At 65.2% G+C, this 18940-nt stretch carries 19 protein-coding genes; 7 read left to right on the top strand and 12 right to left on the bottom strand.

All coding sequences use genetic code 11. The annotated features are described in order from the left end of the window. Positions 1-361: 361 nt before the first annotated feature. The 3 genes from modA to modC all read left to right on the top strand — a co-directional run bounded on the left by modA (position 362) and on the right by modC (position 3199). The gene (gene modA / locus PI93_RS10095) at positions 362-1174 is read left to right on the top strand and encodes a molybdate ABC transporter substrate-binding protein (protein WP_236105609.1); all 813 of its coding nucleotides are present in this window, start codon (positions 362-364) and stop codon (positions 1172-1174) included. A gap of 221 nt (positions 1175-1395) precedes the next feature. Beyond that, on the top strand, positions 1396-2094 hold the full coding sequence (gene modB, locus PI93_RS10090) for a molybdate ABC transporter permease subunit (protein WP_039372668.1): 699 nt from the start codon (positions 1396-1398) through the stop codon (positions 2092-2094). After that, a complete protein-coding gene (gene modC, locus PI93_RS10085) occupies positions 2084-3199 on the top strand; it encodes a molybdenum ABC transporter ATP-binding protein (protein WP_039372670.1) in 1116 nt (371 codons plus the stop codon). The genes modB and modC overlap by 11 nt, the downstream gene beginning before the upstream one ends. An 85-nt stretch (positions 3200-3284) precedes the next feature. Here the strand turns inward: modC and PI93_RS10080 are convergent, their stop codons facing one another. From PI93_RS10080 to PI93_RS10060, 5 genes are all read right to left on the bottom strand, one after another. Then, positions 3285-3578 (bottom strand): hypothetical protein, encoded by a 294-nt coding sequence (locus PI93_RS10080; RefSeq protein WP_039372672.1) that lies wholly within the window; start codon positions 3576-3578, stop codon positions 3285-3287. Positions 3579-3659: 81 nt separating this feature from the next. Then, the gene (locus PI93_RS10075; RefSeq protein ID WP_039372674.1) at positions 3660-4478 is read right to left on the bottom strand and encodes a molybdopterin-dependent oxidoreductase; all 819 of its coding nucleotides are present in this window, start codon (positions 4476-4478) and stop codon (positions 3660-3662) included. Positions 4479-4507: 29 nt separating this feature from the next. Then, complete coding sequence (locus PI93_RS10070; RefSeq protein ID WP_052240821.1) at positions 4508-5143, bottom strand: cytochrome b/b6 domain-containing protein; 636 nt, start codon at positions 5141-5143, stop codon at positions 4508-4510. A gap of 129 nt (positions 5144-5272) precedes the next feature. Further along, a complete protein-coding gene (locus tag PI93_RS24985; protein WP_080759298.1) occupies positions 5273-5809 on the bottom strand; it encodes a winged helix-turn-helix domain-containing protein in 537 nt (178 codons plus the stop codon). After that, on the bottom strand, positions 5799-6413 hold the full coding sequence (locus tag PI93_RS10060) for a CoxG family protein (RefSeq protein ID WP_039372677.1): 615 nt from the start codon (positions 6411-6413) through the stop codon (positions 5799-5801). The genes PI93_RS24985 and PI93_RS10060 overlap by 11 nt, the downstream gene beginning before the upstream one ends. Before the next feature lie 340 nt (positions 6414-6753). Between PI93_RS10060 and PI93_RS10055 the strand changes: the two genes are divergently transcribed. Beyond that, entirely contained in the window at positions 6754-7773 is a 1020-nt protein-coding gene (locus tag PI93_RS10055; RefSeq protein WP_039372680.1) for an XdhC family protein, read from the top strand. Positions 7774-7939: 166 nt separating this feature from the next. Here PI93_RS10055 and PI93_RS10050 read toward each other — a convergent pair whose 3' ends face one another. Together PI93_RS10050 and PI93_RS10045 are read right to left on the bottom strand one after the other, a co-directional pair. Then, positions 7940-8386, bottom strand: a complete 447-nt coding sequence (locus PI93_RS10050) for a hypothetical protein (RefSeq protein WP_039372682.1) — start codon at positions 8384-8386, stop codon at positions 7940-7942. Between the two features lie 129 nt (positions 8387-8515). Beyond that, positions 8516-10060, bottom strand: coding sequence for a DegQ family serine endoprotease (locus PI93_RS10045; protein ID WP_039372684.1), 1545 nt, complete (start codon positions 10058-10060; stop codon positions 8516-8518). A 253-nt stretch (positions 10061-10313) separates the two neighbouring features. Here PI93_RS10045 and PI93_RS10040 point away from each other — a divergent pair, with 253 nt between their 5' ends. Continuing rightward, positions 10314-10751, top strand: coding sequence for a hypothetical protein (locus PI93_RS10040; protein ID WP_039372687.1), 438 nt, complete (start codon positions 10314-10316; stop codon positions 10749-10751). Positions 10752-10904: 153 nt separating this feature from the next. Here the strand turns inward: PI93_RS10040 and PI93_RS10035 are convergent, their stop codons facing one another. Together PI93_RS10035 and PI93_RS10030 are read right to left on the bottom strand one after the other, a co-directional pair. Then, positions 10905-12317, bottom strand: coding sequence for an ATP-binding protein (locus PI93_RS10035; protein ID WP_039372689.1), 1413 nt, complete (start codon positions 12315-12317; stop codon positions 10905-10907). Then, the gene (locus PI93_RS10030) at positions 12317-13000 is read right to left on the bottom strand and encodes a response regulator (RefSeq protein ID WP_039372692.1); all 684 of its coding nucleotides are present in this window, start codon (positions 12998-13000) and stop codon (positions 12317-12319) included. Before PI93_RS10030 ends, PI93_RS10035 begins: the two co-directional genes overlap by 1 nt. Positions 13001-13394: 394 nt before the next feature. Between PI93_RS10030 and dacB the strand changes: the two genes are divergently transcribed. Beyond that, positions 13395-14912 carry a D-alanyl-D-alanine carboxypeptidase/D-alanyl-D-alanine endopeptidase gene (gene dacB, locus PI93_RS10025; RefSeq protein ID WP_039372694.1) on the top strand — a complete coding sequence of 506 codons (1518 nt, stop codon included), beginning with the start codon at positions 13395-13397 and terminating at the stop codon, positions 14910-14912. Positions 14913-15128: 216 nt separating this feature from the next. Beyond that, positions 15129-16094, top strand: coding sequence for a sterol desaturase family protein (locus PI93_RS10020; RefSeq protein WP_039372696.1), 966 nt, complete (start codon positions 15129-15131; stop codon positions 16092-16094). 48 nt (positions 16095-16142) lie between these two features. On the opposite strand, the gene PI93_RS10015 is transcribed toward PI93_RS10020, so the two are convergent. The 3 genes from PI93_RS10015 to purE are packed head-to-tail and all read right to left on the bottom strand — an operon-like array spanning position 16143 to position 18940. Continuing rightward, the gene (locus PI93_RS10015; protein WP_052240823.1) at positions 16143-17195 is read right to left on the bottom strand and encodes an L-threonylcarbamoyladenylate synthase; all 1053 of its coding nucleotides are present in this window, start codon (positions 17193-17195) and stop codon (positions 16143-16145) included. 3 nt (positions 17196-17198) lie between these two features. Continuing rightward, entirely contained in the window at positions 17199-18392 is a 1194-nt protein-coding gene (locus PI93_RS10010) for a 5-(carboxyamino)imidazole ribonucleotide synthase (RefSeq protein ID WP_039372699.1), read from the bottom strand. Positions 18393-18433: 41 nt separating this feature from the next. After that, the gene (gene purE, locus PI93_RS10005) at positions 18434-18940 is read right to left on the bottom strand and encodes a 5-(carboxyamino)imidazole ribonucleotide mutase (RefSeq protein ID WP_039372702.1); all 507 of its coding nucleotides are present in this window, start codon (positions 18938-18940) and stop codon (positions 18434-18436) included.

Below are 18940 nucleotides of genomic sequence, written 5' to 3'. Positions count from 1 at the left end.
CCGTCCGCTCCTTCCGCCGCTCCCCCCCGGATTTACTACATATATTAATTAGGAGGCGCCCTCGACCGGGCGCCTGTTCGCTTTCGCCTCATTCGGGCGTCAACTGACGCAGTTCGTCCCGATTTCTCCGTTTCACGGCGCGGCGTTGCCGCATCGGATCGCATTCGGGTGCCGTGATACGGCGTATACCTGTACAGCGTCGAAGCGTTATATATAATCCTACACAACGCGTTGCGCGCACTGCGCGACCGGCAATCCGGCCTCGCCGCCCGATTGCATCCACGAGTCAGCTCAGGGCGCACGATCCGTTCGCCGCCAGACATCGAGCCGACCTAGCCACCACACGCTGGAGACCTTATTCGTGAAAGCTGTCGTTATCGCTAGCCTCAAGTCCCAAGCCCCGCACAAGACCGGCACGATGCTGCGCCGCGTACTGGGCGTAGCCGCCGTCGGCGCAAGTCTGTTGTTTGCCGGCCACGCGGCGGCCCAACAAGTCTTCGCCGCCGCCAGCATGAAAGACGCGCTGGACGATCTGTCGGCCGCCTACACCAAGGAAACCGGCAAGAAGCCGGTGCTTGTGTATGGCGCCAGCTCGACGCTCGCGCGTCAGATCGAGAAAGGTGCGCCGGCCGACGTCTTCATCTCGGCCGACCAGGACTGGATGGACTATGCCCAGAAGCACGACCTGATCGATACAGGCACGCGTCGCAACCTGCTCGGCAACGAGCTGGTGCTGATCGCGCCGGCCACGACCACGGGCGACATCGATCTGAAGTCGGGCGCCGATCTCGACGCCAAGCTCGGTAACGGCAAACTCGCGATGGGCGATCCCGCTCACGTGCCGGCCGGTCTATACGGCAAGGCTGCGCTCGAGAAGCTCGGCATCTGGTCGAAGGTGCAAGGCAAGGTCGCCGCAGCGGACAACGTGCGCAACGCCCTGTTGCTGGTCGCCCGCGGCGAAGCGCCTTACGGCATCGTGTACAAGACCGATGCCAACGCCGAGAAGCGTGTGCGCATCGCCGGCACGTTCCCGGCCGACAGCCACGCACCGATCGTCTATCCGGTGGCCGTGACGAAGCAGGCCAACCGCGCCGATGCCGATCCGTTCTACAAATTCCTGCAAACGCCGACGGCACAGGCAACGTTCCAGCGCTTCGGCTTCAGCCATCCGTAATTTCGCAACGCCTGTCACACTCGCAGCACGCCTACCGGGAAACCATTTCGCGCTCATACGGGCGAGATCCGCTACATTCCCGGTATCCCTCTGATGCATTGGCCGCCGAAGCCGTCGTTGACGGTTTCGGCATTGCCTCATGTAAGACCGGCTGGACCCGCAGGACCGGCGCGTAAGCGTCCGGCCGACTCCGTCACTCTCAACTGCTCGCCCGAATGTTCATGAGTCTCAGCCCGGAAGAATGGGGCATCGTCGAACTCAGCCTGCGCATCGGCCTATGGGGCACGCTCTGCAGCCTGCCCTTCGCCTATGCCGCCGCCTGGCTGCTCGCTCGCCGGCATTTCCCCGGCAAGGCACTGCTCGATGCCGTCCTGCACTTGCCGCTCGTGCTGCCGCCGGTCGTCGTCGGCTTCGCGCTGCTCGTGCTGTTCGGTGCACAAGGCGCCATCGGCAAACTGCTGCGCGAGTGGTTCAATTTCACCTTCGCGTTTCGCTGGACGGGCGCCGCGCTCGCCGCCGGCGTGATGGGGTTCCCGCTGCTTGTGCGAGCGATCCGGCAAGCGCTCGAATCGTCCGACACCAAGCTGGAGCAAGCCGCGCAAACGCTTGGCGCAGGCCCGTGGCTCACCTTCTTCACAGTGACGCTACCGCTCAGCGCCACCGGCGTGCTGCACGGCTTCGTGCTCGCGTTCGCCCGTGCGCTCGGCGAGTTCGGCGCAACGATCACGTTCGTCTCGAATATTCCCGGACAGACGCAGACACTACCGCTCGCGATCTACACGGCCACTCAGGTACCCAATGGCGACGCGCTGGTCTGGCGTCTGTGCGCCATCTCGGTCGTGCTGGCCGTGGCGACGCTCATCTTCTCCGAAGTGCTGATCCGCTTCGGCAATCGCAAGGCGCTCGGCTATGACGGTTGAAGTTCGACTCCAGCATAGGTTCGGCGACTTCCGGCTCGACGCCGAATTCGCCGCAGGCATGGGCGTGACGGCACTGTTCGGGCCGTCGGGCAGCGGCAAGAGCACGGTCGTCAACGCCGTGTCCGGCCTGCTCAGGCCCGATACCGGACGAATCGTCGTCGGCGACGACGTCCTCTTCGACAGCATGGCAGGCGTGGCGCTGCCGACCTGGCGTCGTCGGATCGGCTACGTGTTTCAGGACTCGCGCCTGCTGCCGCATCTGACCGTTCGCCAGAACCTGCTCTTCGGCCGCTGGTTGCGCCGCCGCGATGTGGCCGCCGCCGGCACCGGCGCCATTGCGCTCGAACATATCGTCGATGTGTTGAATCTGGGACATCTGCTGAGTCGCCGTCCCGGCGCACTGTCGGGCGGCGAGAAGCAGCGCGTCGGCATTGGCCGTGCGTTGCTGTCGTGCCCGCGCATGCTGCTCATGGACGAGCCGCTCGCGTCGCTCGATCACGCCCGGCGCCTCGAAGTGCTCGACTACCTCAACCGCATTCGTCACGAGTTGAAGTTGCCGGTACTGTACGTCACACACTCGCTCGACGAGGTGATGCGGCTGGCCGATCAGGTGGTGTTGTTCAAGGACGGTCGTACCGTCTCGCAAGGTGCGCCGGCCGACGTGCTCAATACGCATCGCGACGCGCTCGACGGCGCCAGCGACACGCCGGGCACGGTGCTGGAGACACGCATCGTTGCGCACGACGCACATTACGGGCTGACGGAGCTTGCCGTGAATGGCAGCGACACGATTCGGCTGCGTGTACCGCGTGCGAGCGGCGAGATGGGCGATGCCTGCCGCATTCTCGTGCGCGAGCGCGACGTCGCCGTGGCCACGGCCCCCCCCGTCGATACCAGTGTGCTGAACGTGCTGCCCGCACGCGTGATCACGCTGCGCGACCTGGGCGATTCGGTGGAAGTGGAGGCAGCGCTCACCGGCGATGCCACAGGGACAACAGGCACAACGCTGCGCGCACGCATCACGCGCTTCTCGGCCGACCAACTGCAACTGACGGCGGGCCGCGAGGTGTACCTGCTGATCAAATCGGTCGCGCTGACCCGATAAGGCAGCGGGAGCGGGAGCCGCAGCCACAGAAAAGGCGTCGCAACGGATTCCCGTTACGACGCCTTTAGGCTTTACCGCGCCCGACTTACTGGCCCTTACCCATCGCGTCGCCCTTGGACATGCCGTCGCCCTTGTCCATCTTGCCCATGGCGTCGTGCTTGCTCATCGCACCTCCCTTGCCCATCGCGTCGCCTTTGGACATCTTGCCGCTTTTGTCCATGTCTTTGCTCATGGCGCCGCTCTTACCCATTGCATCGCCCTTCGACATGGCGTCGCCTTTACTCATGGCATCGCCCTTGCTCATCGCGTCCTGTGCAAACGCCGCACCGGTGCCGAGCGCCAGCCCCATCGCCATCACCGCCAGATATCGCATCTTCATTGCCGTAGTCCTCCAAGAGTGAGTGTGTGCTGCCGGAACACCACGACAGTGCTCCGTTCATCCAGCAGTCGCGCCTCAGCGTCAACTGCCGCCGAACCAGTTGTAACCCTGGTCCTCCCAGTACCCGCCCGGATAGGTGTTCGTCACGAAAATCGCGCGGATATGTTTGGGATTCTTGTAGCCGAGCTTGGTCGGGATACGTAGCTTCATCGGGAAGCCGTACTCCCTTGGCAGCGTCTGGCCGTCGTAAGTGAATGCGAGCAGCGTCTGCGGATGCAGTGCCGTCGGCATGTCGATACTCGTGTAGTAGTCGTCGGCGCATTTGAAACCGACGTAGCGCGCCGTCGTGTCGGCGCCGATACGCCGCAGGAAGTCGGAGAACGTCACGCCGCCCCAGCGGCCGATGGCGCTCCATCCCTCCACGCAGACATGACGCGTGATCTGCTCTGCCGCTCGCGGACTGGCGAAGTCGCGAAGTGCGTCGAGCCGCCACGGCGCCTTGTCCGCAATCAGTCCCGACAATTCCAGTTGATAATCGGCGGCGTCGACCACCGGGGCCTCGTCCATCGAATAGAAGGCGTTGAACGGGAACGGCCGGGTGATGCTCGATGCCGGGAACGTCGGCGCCAGCACGTCCTGACGGAACAGCGCAGCCTGCACTCGGTCGTTCCATCTCGATATCTTGTCGAGCGCCGACTCCACGCTGGGGTTGTCGTCGAGCGAACATCCCGAGAGCAACGCCACGCCACCGAGCGACAACGTGCGGGTCAGGAAAGCTCTGCGCGAGGGCTCGGCCACGCGGCGTTTCACCAACGCACGCGCTTCATGGAGAATCGCTTCACCGTCGCGCACGACTGGCGCACTCGGCGACGCGTTGCCTGGTTTTCGTTCGAGGGTCATGATCGTTGGCTCTCTCGTAGACGGCGCGCTCAGCGTCCGGTAATCATCGTGCGCAGCGTGCGAGGCACCAGCGCCACCATCGCCACATGCACGGCAACGAATGCGACAAGGCCCGCCATTGCGATGAAATGCACCAGCCGCGCGCCCTGAAAACCACCGAACAACGTGCACAGCCAGCCGAGTTGCACGGGCTTCCAGATCGCGAGTCCGGACGCCACCAGCAACACCAGATCGAGCACCGCGAACAGATAGGCCGCGCGCTGCACATGGTTGTATTGCCGGGGATCGTCGTGCGCGAGACGGCCGCGCAGTGCGGCGAAGGCGTCGCGCAACACACCGCGCAACGTCAGCGGAAAGAAGCGGCGCGACAGACGGCCGCTGGCGAGATTGACCAGCAGATAGATGAGCCCATTGGCCGCCAGCAGCCACATGGCGGCAAAGTGCCAGCGCAGCGCGCCACCGAGCCAGCCGCCGAGCGTGATCTCGTTGGGGATGCGAAAACCGAAAATGGGCGACGCGTTGTAGATGCGCCAGCCGCTCGTCACCATCACGAGCACGGCCAACACGTTCAGCCAATGGGTGACGCGAAGCCAACCGGGCTGTACCGGCCGGGACCGCACCGGGGGCTGTGCCGCCGGGGGCACGGACTTCGTCAGACTGGACATGGGGACCTCCATCGCGGGGTTCGCGTCGATGGAGTCAGTGTCGCCTCAGGCCGGTGACGAAGTCCTCACGGAGAGATAACGTTTTCGTGATAGTCGGGGCTGCGGGAATCAGCGACCGGAAGCTGGTGTTTACCCCTCGTCCGGGTCGACAGCCTTGCCGCCTTTGAGATAGGCGTCGAAAGTCGGGACATGGGCGTCGAGCAGCAAGCGGATTTCCTTGATGAGCGTGTCGTAGTGTGCCGTGAGGTTCTGCGCGAAGGGCGTGAGTTGCGCACCGCCACCGGACACACCGCCGATATGGCGCGTGACGAGCGGCTCGCGAAACTCGTGGTTCATCGCTTCGACGAGCAGCCACGCCCGCCGGTACGACATGCCCATGCGGCGCGCCGCCGCAGAAATCGACCCCGTCGCGTCGATGGCACGCAGCAACGTCAGACGCCCCGGCCCGAACACCGGCGTGTCGCCATCGCGAATACGCACGCGCACGTCGTAGCTCGCGACCCCCGCAGGCGCTGCGGCCTTGCCCGCTGCTTCCAGCGCTTCGGCGGCGGCGAGCAACTCGCGTGCGAGGGCGTCGGTGTCATGAACGTCCGAGCTCAGGGCGATATCGACCTTGCTTGCCGCCTCTGGACGTCCCGCTTTCCTCTGACGACGCTCAACTGGCATGGTTGCCCCACAACACGATAAGCACGAGGATCACGACCGCCACCGCCCACGGCCACCAGCGCGCCATCTTGCCGCGTGCGGAAGACGTATCGCGCGGGGCACGCGTTGCGAGGACGGCCGCCACTTCACCGTCGGTGGTCACGGGGTCGTTGAGTTGGTGGTGAGGGGCGATGGCCACCGTCAGGCGCCGGAAGAACTCGTCGGCGAGCGCGTGGGCCGCGCTATCGACCTGCGGGGCGTCCAGATGGGCGTACTCGCCGCCGAATTGCGCCTTCAGGTCATACGTCAGCAATGTGTTCATCGGTCCTTGCGATTGCAACGTCACTGCCGCCTTGCCGCGCGTGTGCCCGGCCGACGAGCCCAGTCCGTCGAAATTCAATGTGTAAGAGGTTGGCGCGATCACGTCCGAGAGCGTGATGCGGCCCGTCCAGCGCCCGCTCACCGGGCCAAGCGAAGCGGCCACGACGATCGTCCATGTCGTGTCATCGACACGCTCGAGCGATTCGCACCCCGGAATACACCCGCGCAGCACGCCCGGGTCGTTCAGCGCGATCCATGCGACGTCTCGTGCCACCGGCAACTGCCGGCTGTTTTGCAGTTCCATTGCCCCTCCCGAAACGCGATAGGAAAACTCGTCGGTGTTGCGTCGGTGTTGCGGCGATATCTCGAACCTCGAAGTATTGTGACACGAGTTACCTCGCGTCAGATCACGTCTGCGACATCGGGTCCGACACCCGCCCGGGGCCTCGCAAGCGCGCCAGCGGCCCGGAAGACGGGGGATTGGACGGGTGATGGATCGGCAATAGGCGGAGTATCGGCGCAAATACAGCGCAAGCCAAGGCGCGATATACTCGCCGGATCACATCGAGCGGTGAAGTGACGGCGGCGGCCCCATGCCTCGCCCCCACACGCTGCCGCTCGCGTATTGCCAAAGGAACCGTGCTATGGACAGTGTCGATCTGGAAGTGCTGAAGTCCGCCGTACAGTGGACCCGCGCGGGCTATTTCGTCACGCTGGGCACCGTCGTGCGCACCTGGGGTTCCGCCCCGCGTCCCGTGGGCTCGATGCTCGCGATTCGCGAGGACGGCCATCTGGTCGGCTCCGTCTCGGGCGGCTGCGTCGAGGACGACCTCGTCGCCCGCATTCGCGATGGCGACTGGCCACAGGACCGTCCCCAACTCACCAGCTACGGCGTGAGCGCCGAAGAAGCGCACCGCTTCGGGCTTCCGTGCGGCGGCACGCTGCAACTGGTGCTCGAACCGCTGAGCGACGCCTCGCGCATTCCGGATCTGCTCGACGCCATTGCGCAATTCCGCCTCGTCGTGCGCGAACTGGACATGGCCACCGGCGCGGTACGCATTGCGCCGGGGCACCATACGCCGTCGCTCGAATTCGACGGCAAATGCCTGATCAGTTCGCACGGCCCGCGCCACCGGCTGGTGGTCATCGGTGCCGGTCAACTTTCGAAATACGTGGCAGGCATGGCGTGCGCGCTCGACTATCACGTCATCGTCTGCGATCCGCGTAGCGAATATGCCGACGAATGGCAGGTGCCGGGCACCGAACTGTCGCGCGAGATGCCTGACGATCTGATCGTGCGCCTGCAACTCGACTCGCACAGCGCGGTGCTCACGCTCACCCACGACCCGAAGCTCGACGACATGGCGCTGCTCGAAGCCCTCAAGTCCCCGGCGTTCTACATCGGCGCCATCGGCTCACGCGTGAACAATGCGCGACGCCGTGAGCGGCTGTCGCTGTTCGATCTGAGTTCGACGGAAATCGAACGGCTGCACGGGCCGGTCGGCATGCACCTCGGCGCCCGCACGCCGGCGGAGATTGCCGTGGCGATTCTGGCTGAGATGACGGCAATCAAGAATGGCATTGCCGTCAAGCAAACCTTCTCGGCACGCGCGAGCGAAGATACCGCCGAGAGCGAAGCCTCCGAGTGCCGTAGCGCCGCCTGAGCGGCAAACGCTTCGGGCAGATCGCCCACCCTTCACTTCCCGCCGCACAAAAAAAAGCGCCGCCATATCCAACATGGCGGCGCAACTCGCTCACTCGTTGCTGAGTGGTACTACCTGGGTTACCTCGTCATCCGCAGCCCTTCCTCCGACACGACCGATCGGCACATCAGTCGTGCGGCCACAGGAATGTTGCTGCCGCGTGCCCCTTGCCGGACACACTCACATCCTTCGTCATGGGCTTGCCGTTATACGTCGCCTTCACGGTGTAGTGACCTTCGGGCAGCTTCACGAGCATGAACGGCCCTTTCGAGCGCGTATCGAGCACCGTGGTGCCACCCTGCATGATCTGCACCTGCGCATCGGCGACATACTCGTTCGCGCCGTCGCCGCGTGCCGCCATCTCGATGGACAGCGGCCAGCGCGACGCTTCGCGCTTGAAAGCCCCCGACTCGTCACTGTCGATACCGCCCGAGACATACGTGACGTTGCCCTGCTGCATCGACGGCGGCAGCATGCCGCCCTGCGCATGGGCAACCGATATGCCGCCCAGACTCCCAACCATTACCGTGGCTGCCGCAGCAGCCACGGACCAGCGTTGCCATTGTTGCCACATGTTCGACCTCCCGTTCATGTCATCACGATGCCGGATCGCACCGGTGCTGCGACAGCCGCGATATCGCGACCGCCACCGCACCGGCACACAAGGTAGTGCGTGGCATCCCGGGAATGTCGCGCCCGGCGTTTAGCCGAGATCGACCGGGATGAAAATCTGTTGCCCGTCGCGCTGCACGAGCAACGCGACATTATTGCCCGCCTTCTTGAGCTTGTCGCTCAGTTGCGAGGCGCTCGTCACCGGCGTGCCGTTGAGCGACAGGATGATGTCGCCCGGCTGCACGCCCGCCTGCTCCGCCGGTCCGCCCACACGCGCCACGAGCAGACCGTTCGTGACCTGCGCAGCGCGCTTCTCGTCGGGCGAGAGGTCGCGCACCGCGAGACCCAACCGGCCGTGCGTGGCCGAATCGTCGTTGCTCGCAACGTCCTTCTTCTCGTTCAACGCGGCCACCGTCACGCTCACGTCCTGCTTCGCGCCGTTGCGCCAGACCGTCAGCGTTGCCTTCTGACCCGGACGCATATCCGCGATCTTCTCGGGCAACTGCACCGAATCGTCGATAGTCGTGCCGTTGACGGCCAGAATCACGTCGCCCGGCTTCAGATCCGACTTCGCCGCAGGGCCGTTCTTGTCGATGGACGACACGAGCGCCCCCGTCGGCTTGGGCAACCCGAACGACTTCGCCAGCGACTGGTTCACTTCCTGAATCGCCACACCGATTCGCCCGCGACTCACCTTGCCGTATTGCTGGAGCTGCGATTTGACCTTCATCGCCATGTCGATCGGAATCGCGAACGACAAGCCCTGGAAGCCACCGGTGCGCGAATAGATCATCGAGTTGATGCCGATGACTTCGCCGTTCAGATTGAACAGCGGTCCGCCCGAGTTACCTGGGTTGACCGGCACGTCCGTCTGAATGAACGGTGTGTAATTCTCGTCCGGCAAGGCGCGTGCCTTCGCCGACACGATGCCCGCCGTCACGGTGTTGTCGAAACCGTAGGGCGATCCGATGGCCACTACCCATTCGCCGGCCTTCGATTTCGCCGGATCGCCGATCTTCACGGTCGGCAGATCCGTTGCGGCAATCTTGAGCAACGCCACGTCGCTCGCCTTGTCGCTGCCCACGACCTTCGCTTTGTATTCGCGCTTGTCGGTGAGCTTCACCGTGACCTGACTCGCATCGTCCACGACGTGCGCGTTGGTCAGGATGTAGCCGTCCGGGCTCACGATAAAGCCCGAGCCGAGACTGCGCGTCGGCCCGCTGCTGCCGTCGTCACCCTCGTCGCCACCGCCATCGTTGCCCGGTGCGCCGTAGAAGCGGCGGAAGAACTGGAACAGCGGATCGTTCTGATCCATGCCCGGCGGCATCGGCGTGGCCGCCGAACCGCGTGACGCCGTAGGTTTCCCATCGTGCGTCACACTGATGTTGACTACGGCCGGTCCGTATTGTTCCGCCAGTTGCGAGAAGTCCGGCACCAGCATGCGTGGTGCGGTATTCGGGGTGTTCTGCGCGCCTGCGACCGGCGTCGCCAGCGCTGGATTGGCCGCATTGGCGTCGCTGACCATCTCCGAGGCGATCGGCGCCTGCCAGTGCTGGCGCCCCGCCACGTAGCCGCCCGTCAACGCGACGAGCACGGCACTGGCAACGAGCGTACGAGTGAGCTTCGAGGTCCGCATGAGTCTCTCCTTACTGACGACCACGTTTGACATGACTGTCATCGTAGAGAGGCTCCCTTAAGGCAACCTTAAGACGCGTAAATCGTGACTCATTGAATACCGGCATGCGCGATCTTGCGTGCTATGCGTGACGACGGCAGGCGTTTGAAGGAACGTCTCGCGTGGTTCGCCTTGCGTGCGACGCCTACCGCTGCCTACGGTGGCGGGGTGGCGCAATTCCGCGTCGCAAGTTTTCGACTTCAGGAGAATGACGATGGCTACGACCGAAACGACACTTCGCCGCACGTGCACGGATCGCCACAACCGCCCCGCAGTTCGCTGGATGGGATGTGCCGGCGCGACGTTATGTCTCACCTTCGCCATTGCCGTGAACGCCGCTCCCGGCAATGGCTCGCGTGGCGACGGCATGGGCACGCAGGGCCCCGCCGATTCGACGCAGATGCAGGCGCAGGGGCAAGCCCAGATGCCGGGACAAATGCAGAGCCAGAACGGCAACTGCACGCCGGACACGCCCAGCGATCAGGCCATCGTCGGCAAGTCGCTCACGGAAGCGAAAACGATGTTGCAGGGCTGCCCGTGGCGCATTGGCATGCAAGACGGCAAGGCCATGCCGACCACACGCGACTATCGTCCGGATCGCCGCACCCTGACGATCGAAAACGACAAAGTCACGAGCGTGACGCGCGGATGAGTTCGGGCTTTCACCGAAGGCGCGGTGCGTCGATGCACCGCGCGATGTCCTGTCGCACTCGGCCGCTTGTCGTTACGGCGCAGCGCATCGATGTCAGGCAACGAGAGACGGGGACGGCACGCGCGCGAGACGTCGTGCGCCTCACGGCCAGTGTCAAAGCGCGGGCGGTGGCGCCGACGCCGCGCCACCGAAACTCACGCGCACTCGCAGCCCCTGGCCGTTGCGAGCGTCGAACAATTCCACGCGCGCGCCGTGTGCAAGCGCGATGTTACGCACGATGGCGAGACCCAATCCACTGCCCTGCGCACGCGGCGCGCTCGTGTCGTCCGGCATCTGGGCGTCGGACGGCGACACCGGATGCGCTGTCCCGTCCCCGTCCGCCGATGCCGCCCCACCGCGAAAGAAGCGGTCGAACACGCGCTCGCGCTCGGCCGGTGCAATGCCCGGCCCGGTGTCTTCGATCTCAACCACCGGTGCCGGCATTGCCGCCACCAGACGAACGTCCACACGACCGCCACGCGGCGTGTATTTCAGCGCGTTGTCGACGAGATTGCCGAAGAGCGTCTGCAACGCGTTTGCATCGCCGCGCACGCGGCTGATCGCAGCCAACGCCTCGGGGGCATCCAGCCCGAGATCGATCCCGCGAGCGACAGCCAGCGCCGCATGATTCGCCACGACCGCTTGCAGCAATGGGACGAGCGGCATCTCGGCGAACGACGCTGCCGCCCGCGTGACGTCCGGTTCCTGTCGCGCCAATGTCAGCAGTTGCGCCACCATATGCGAGGCGCGCCGCACGCCCTCTCGCAGATCACGCATCGCCTCGGCGCGCTCTGTCTCCGTATTCGCCCGGTCGAGCAATTGCACCTGAAGTTGCAACGCAGCGAGCGGCGTGCGCAGTTCGTGGGCCGCGTCGGCCACGAAGGCTTTTTGCTGCACCAGCGCTTCATCGAGCCGGCCAAGCAGGCTGTTGAGCGCGCGCACCAGCGGGCGTACTTCGTCAGGCAACCCGGCTTCAGGCAATGCCTCCAGCGCTCCCGGCGCACGCGCATCGAGCGCCTTCGTCACACGGCGCAGCGGTTGCAGACCGCGCCCGACGACGATCCAGACAAGCAGCGCCAACACCGGCATGGCGACCACCAGCGGCAACAAGGTGCGCAGCGCCATCGATACGGCAAGCGAGTCGCGAATGACCATCGGCTGCGCCAGTTGCACGACGTTATCGCCAACGAGCGCCGCATACACGCGCCAGTCGCCGGCAGGCGTCTGCACGGTGGTGAAGCCGAGTTCGGCACGCGGTGGCAGCGGCGTGCGCGGATGCGAGTAATACAACTCGACGCCGTTGCGGCTCCATATCTGAATGACCAGTCCGCCTGCGTCGCTGTGCTCGCCCGGCACGCTCGAAAACGGCTCCGCCGGTAGCGACAGCGCCATCTGCTGCAACTGGAAATCGAATAACGCATTGGCCTCAGTGCGCGCCTGACGGAAGATCGCGATGCCCGCGAGCAGCAACGCCACCACCAGCGTGATCAGCAACCCGACGAGAAGACGACGGCGAATCGAGCGCATCAGTTGGCCTCCGCAGACGTCGTGCCCGGCGCAGGCATCATGTAGCCGACGCCACGCACGGTGCGAATGGCGTCAGCCCCCAGCTTCTTGCGTAGCCCGTGGATGTGCACTTCGACGGCATTGCTCGCCACTTCTTCGCCCCAGCCATAGATGCGTTCTTCAAGTTGCGCCTTGGACAGCACCGCGCCCGGCCGGTTGAGCAGCGCTTCGAGCACGGCGTACTCACGCGCGGAGAGCACCACAGGGGCACCGCCGCACGTGACCTGGCGCGTTGCGGGATCGAGCACGATGCCGCCGTGACGCAGCAACGGTTCGCTGCGCCCGGCCTGACGGCGAACCAGTGCACGCAAGCGTGCGGCTAACTCGTCGAGATCGAACGGCTTGACGAGGTAATCGTCGGCCCCGGCGTCGAGTCCTTTCACGCGCTCAGTGACCGCGTCGCGGGCCGTGGCGATGAGTACCGGCAACGTCTGCCCCCGTGCGCGCAGCGTGCGCAGCACGTCGATGCCGTCGCGACGCGGCAGGCCGAGGTCGAGCAACAGTGCATCGTATGACTCGAGCGCGAGGGCATCGAGCGCACGCTGGCCGTCGCCGACATGATCGACGGTCCAGCCGTCCTGGCGCAGACCTTTCATGACGGCCGTAGCGATCATCGCATCGTCTTCCACCAACAAAATTCGCATGGCTTGGGCACCGGTTAATACCTTCTCCGGACGTCACCGAGCGTCAACCGCACTGGCCGTCGGCCGTATCGGCAACCTCGTCTGGCCTGCGCGATGTTGCCTATGCGTGACACTCACCGGATTTCGACTCATTGTAGCGACAGTTCGTTGCACGACCGACTTACAATGGCACGCATGCTACCGCGATGTCAGACGCACATCGCGGTCCGCGACCTCAGATCATCGCTTCGCCGCCGCGTCCGCATCGCTTTGCCCGGGTATTTTCCGCCCTCGGGCCGTACGGTTTCGCTGCGCGCAACACTGGAGAACCTCGCCCGTCATGCGCGTCCCTCGCTTGCTCAGCAGCGCCTCACACGCCTCCTCTTCACCGCACTCGACGGCATCGCGCCGCGTCATGAGCGACGCTGCACGCCTGTGCTGCTCGGCGCTGACGCTCGCGATGGTCATGAGTGCCCCCGTGCAGGCGAAGCCCGCCAAGCACGCGAAGACGCCGAAGGTGCCCGTCGCCGCCGCGCGCGCCACGCCGCTGCCCGCCGAGTTGTCGCGCGCGCTTGCGGCCAGCAAGGTGCCTGCTTCGCATGTGAGCGTGATCGTTGCGAAGGTCGACAATCCGCTGCAAACGCGCGGACAAATCGCGGCGCCGCTGCTCGCCGTGAATCCGAACGTGCCGCGCAATCCCGCCTCGACGATGAAACTCGTCACGACGATTGCCGCACTCGACACGCTCGGCCCGGACTATCGCTGGCGCACGCAGGCGTTCACCGACGGCACATCGGATGGCCGCACGCTCAACGGCAATCTGTATTTCAAGGGCTCGGGCGATCCCAAGCTCGTGCCCGAAGAGATGGAGAAGTTCGTCGCCGAGTTGCATAACGCGGGCGTGGCTAACATCAACGGCGACCTCGTGCTCGATCGCTCGGCCTACAGCTCGGACATTGGCGCACTCGGCGCCATCGACGGTGGCGACGACCGGCCGTACAACGTCGCGCCCGACCCCTTGCTGTACTCGTTCAAGGCCGTGTCGTTCAGCTTCACCGGCAATCCGAACGGCACCGTCGACGTGAACGTGCTGCCGCCGCTGGCAAATCTGCAGATCGCGAACGAGATGTCGTCGTCTGCGGCCGGCAACTGCGGCGACTGGCTCACGCGCATTCATCCCACGCTGAACACGACACCCGACGGCGCGTATGTCGCACATTTCTCGGGCACGTATCCGGCCGCTTGCGAAGACAAGGGATGGAACGTGGCGGCACCCGACCGGGATCGCTTCTTCCTCGGCGGCTTCCGCGCCTTGTGGCAAGCGTCGGGCGGCCAGTTCAACGGGAATGTGCGCACGGGCGTCGTGCCGCCGGGGGCGCGTCTGCTCGTCACGCATCGCGGTCAGACGCTGGCCGAAGTCGTGCATGACATGAACAAGTTCAGCAATAACGTGATGGCGCGCCAGTTGTTCCTGACGCTGGGCCTCGCGGCCGACAACAATCGCACGCCCGCCAGCCTTGCCCGCTCGCGCGATGTCCTCAATCGCTGGCTCGACAAGAACGATCTCGCCATGCCGGGACTCGTCGTCGAGAACGGCTCGGGCCTGTCGCGCATCGAGCGCATCAGCGCCGCCGAACTGGCCCGTCTGCTGCAACACGGCATCAACAGCCCGACCGGGCAGGTACTGGTCGAGTCGATGCCGACGGTCGGTGTCGACGGCACCATGCGCAACCGCCTGATGAACCGTGACGTGGCCGGCAACGCCCATATCAAGACCGGCACGCTCGACGACGTGAGCGCGGTCGCGGGCTATGTCGGCACGCGCTCAGGCGACACCTATGTCGTGGTCTCGCTGGTGAACGATCCGCGCGCGGGCAATGCGCGGGCGTTCCACGATGCGCTCATCTCATGGGTGTACGAGAACGGTCGCTGAAACCGTCGCCATCGTCCGGCGGCGGATAGCAAGGCAGGAAGACGAGAACGCGAGCCCAGGTGAGCACATCGTGGCATTTGACGTTTCCCTCTAACCACCACGCCGACCCGCTGCATTCAGGTCAGAATAGACGTTCCATCGGTGCCACCTTCGCCCACACCTACCAGAGGCGGGAGCACCGGTTCAGATGACCCCATCGTGAGGAGACACGAGGTCATGAACGTCGAGTTGATTCTGCTGGTGCTCGCGCCGGTGTTCGTGTTGTGCATCGGCATCGAAGCGTTGTATTGGCGCCGCCGCCGTCCCGGCATGTACAGCCTGAAGGACACCATCAGCAACGCTACGCTCGCGCTCATGCATCAGGGCGCGGACAAGCTGGCGTGGCTGCTCATCGTGCCGTTCTACGCGTGGCTCTACGACCATCACCGGTTCTACACGATGCCCACCGGATGGCTCGGTTTCCTGCTGCTCTTCCTCGTGCAGGACTTTCTCTACTACGTGTTTCATCGTGCCAGCCATCGCATCCGCTGGTTGTGGGCCGCACACGTCGTGCACCACTCGTCGGAGCGACTCAACCTGTCGACGGCATTCCGTCAGAGCCTGATGTATCCGGTCGCAGGCATGTGGCTGTTCTGGACGCCGATGGCGCTCATTGGCTTCACGCCGACGCAGATCGTCGGCGTGGTGCTGCTCAATCTCGCCTTCCAGTTCTTCGTGCACACGCAGGCGATTCCGAAACTGGGCTGGCTCGAGTACGTACTCAATACGCCGTCGATCCACCGGGCGCATCACGCTCGCAATCCGCGTTACATCGACCGCAACTATGCGGGCGTCCTGGTCATCTGGGACCGGATGTTCGGGTCTTATGTCGAGGAAAGCGAGACCGAGCCGTGCGAGTTCGGCATCGTCGATCAGATTCACACGCACAACCCGATCACGCTGACGTTTCACGAATGGCGCACGATGGCGCGCGACGTCGTCACGATGAAGGGATGGCGCAACAAGGGGATGGCGTTGTTCGGCCCACCGGAGTGGCGGCACACTTGGCAGGCGATGCCATTGACGCAACCGACACAGTTCGCCTCGGCGAGCGTCGGATCGACGGCGATGCCATCGGAGGAGGGAGCGTCCGGGAAGGTCGGCAATACCGGCAGCGCGGGGGCGTCGCACAAAGCGCTTTGACGCGTCGTCCCGACTGCCGAATTCCGTTACGGAGCGGCGGCTGACGCCTTACGCGCGCTCGAAAGCGGCGGCGGCGCGCCCGAGCCGGTCGCCGACGGCGGCCCACTCGGGCGTGTCCGGCAAACGTTCAAACAGAATGTGCGTGACGTTGGCACGATCGAGTCGGCGCAGCATCGCATAAAGATCGGTGGCCAGCGCAGCGGGCGTGGCAGGCAACACGATCTTCACGACATCGTTCGACGTCGCGACACTCGCGGGCAAGGTCGCCAGCGTCGGTGCGAAAGCCACCACCGCCACACGCTCTGCGTCGGGACGCACGGCCAACGCCGGCGCAAACTGCCCGGCCTCGCACAGATACAGCGGCGTGCGCGGCGCGTAATGTGCCTTGAGGGTGCCCGAGGCACGCGGCGCGTCGCTGTCCTGCCCCGGCAAGCGCGGCATCTCGCCCAACACCTCGGCAATCTGCCCGGGCGAAATATGGCCCGGACGCAACAACGCCGGGAAACCGCGCGACAGATCCACAATCGTCGACTCGATGCCCACCGCGGCCTCGCCGCCGTCGAGCACATGGACAGTCACGCCGGGCAGTCCGGCGAATTCGTCACGCACGTGCTGCGCAGCGGTCGGGCTCACCTGACCGAAACGATTCGCCGACGGTCCGGCCACGCCCCCCTGCCCGCCCTTGATGCGGGCAAACTCGCGCAGCAACGCCTGCGCCACCGGATGCGACGGACAACGCACGCCAACCGAATCCTGTCCGCCGGACACGGCATCCGGGATGTGCGGTGCACGCTTGAGAATCAAGGTGAGCGGGCCGGGCCAGAACGCGTCCATCAGCTTGCGCGCCGCAGGCGTGACGTCGTCGCTCCAATAACCGGGGTCGCCTTCCGGCGAAAAGTGCACGATGACCGGATGATTCGCCGGACGGCCCTTCGCGGCATAGATCGCCGCGACCGCCGCCGGATTCTCCGCGTCGCCACCGAGGCCGTAGACCGTTTCCGTCGGGAACGCGACCAGTTCGCCGGCCGCGAGTTGTTCGGCGGCCAGCGTAATGGCGTCGGCCGGCGGCATGACGATGCGCGGCGCGTGAGGCGACGTCATCGTTCAGTCTTCCAGCGGGATGTTGAGGCTCGCTGCGGCCGTCACGCACGCCTCACGGGCTTCGTCCAACGACGCACCGGCAAACGTGATGTGGCCCATCTTGCGACCCACGCGGGCGTCTTCCTTGCCATAGAGATGCACACGTGCCGACGGCAGCGCGGCAACTTCAGCCCATGCCGGCGTGCGCGGCTGATCCTTGGCGGCGCCTTCGAACCACACGTCGCCGAGCACGTTGAGCATCACGGCCGGCGAGTGTTGACGTGTTTCGCCCAGCGGCAGTCCGGCCATCGCCCGCACCTGCTGCTCGAACTGGCTGGCCGCGCAGGCATCGATGGTGTAGTGACCGCTGTTGTGCGGACGTGGTGCCATTTCATTGGCGACGAGCGAGCCGTCCTTGAGAATGAAGAACTCGACGCACAGCACGCCCACGTAGCCCATTTTCGACGCAATCGTCGCCGCTGCCGCGCGCGCCGCGTCGGCAATGGCCGGGTCGGCATCGGGAGCAGGTACCGTCGTGGTGGCGAGAATGCCGTCGATATGCACGTTCTGTGCGAGCGGGTAAGTCGCCACGGTGCCATCGGCCCCGCGCGCGCTCAACACCGAGACCTCGAAGGCCAGCGCCAAACGCTTCTCCAGCACGCAAGGCACACCGCCCAGCGCGGCATAAGCGTCACGGGCCTCGGCCACGGTATTCACCCGCACCTGCCCCTTGCCGTCATAGCCCAGACGCGCGGTCTTCAGAATCCCCGGCAGCACGCTCGCGATGGCGGCGTCGCCGATGGCGGCAAGCGCCTCGTTCGATTCGATGACCAGATGCGGGGCCACGGGCACGCCGCAGCTTTCGATGAATCGCTTTTCCGCCACCCGATCCTGCGCAATCGCGACGCAACGCCCCGCAGGGCTCACGGTCGTGGAAGCGGCGAGGAAGTCGAGCGACTGGGCCGGCACATTTTCGAACTCGGTCGACACGGCCGGGCACAGCGCGGCCAGCTCGGTGAGCGCCGTCTCGTCACGGTAATCGGCAACGATCAGACGGTCGGCAACGGCGCCGGCCGGACAGCGAGGGTCCGGGTCCAGCACACAGACGCGGTAACCCATCGATTGCGCGGCAAAACAGAACATGCGGCCGAGTTGGCCGCCGCCCAGCATGCCCAGCCATTGGCCGGGAAGGACAGGCGTAGCGGAGGCAGAATTCATCTTCGTTGAGGCGCTGACAGTAGCGGGGACGGACTTTTCTTTTACAGCGCAGGCAGCGTCATGCCGCGCGCGGCTTCGGTCTGCTTCGCACGGAACGCATCGAGCTTGTCGGCCAGCGTCTTGTCGCCGGCCGCCAGCATGGCGACTGCGAACAATGCCGCGTTAGCGGCGCCGGCTTCGCCAATGGCGAACGTGGCGACCGGCACCCCCTTGGGCATCTGGACGATCGAGAGCAGCGAATCTTCGCCACGCAGGTACTTGCTCGGCACCGGCACACCCAGCACCGGCACGGTCGTCTTGGCGGCGATCATGCCCGGCAGATGAGCGGCACCGCCCGCCCCCGCGATGATCGCGACGAGGCCTCGCTCGCGGGCGGCCTCGGCGTAACGGAACATGTCGTCCGGCATGCGATGCGCGGAGACGACCTGTGCTTCGTAGGGCACCCCGAACTCGGCCAGAATCGCGGCCGCGTTCTTCATCACTTCCCAGTCCGAGTTGGACCCCATTACCACGCCAACGCGCGGGGCCACGGCTTGTTTCTCGCTCAT

Origin of the sequence: Pandoraea fibrosis, from assembly GCF_000807775.2 — a bacterium.
Taxonomy (GTDB): Bacteria; Pseudomonadota; Gammaproteobacteria; order Burkholderiales; family Burkholderiaceae; genus Pandoraea; species Pandoraea fibrosis.
Note: the sequence above shows the minus strand (reverse complement) of the source record. Positions and strands in the feature narration are given on the sequence as shown.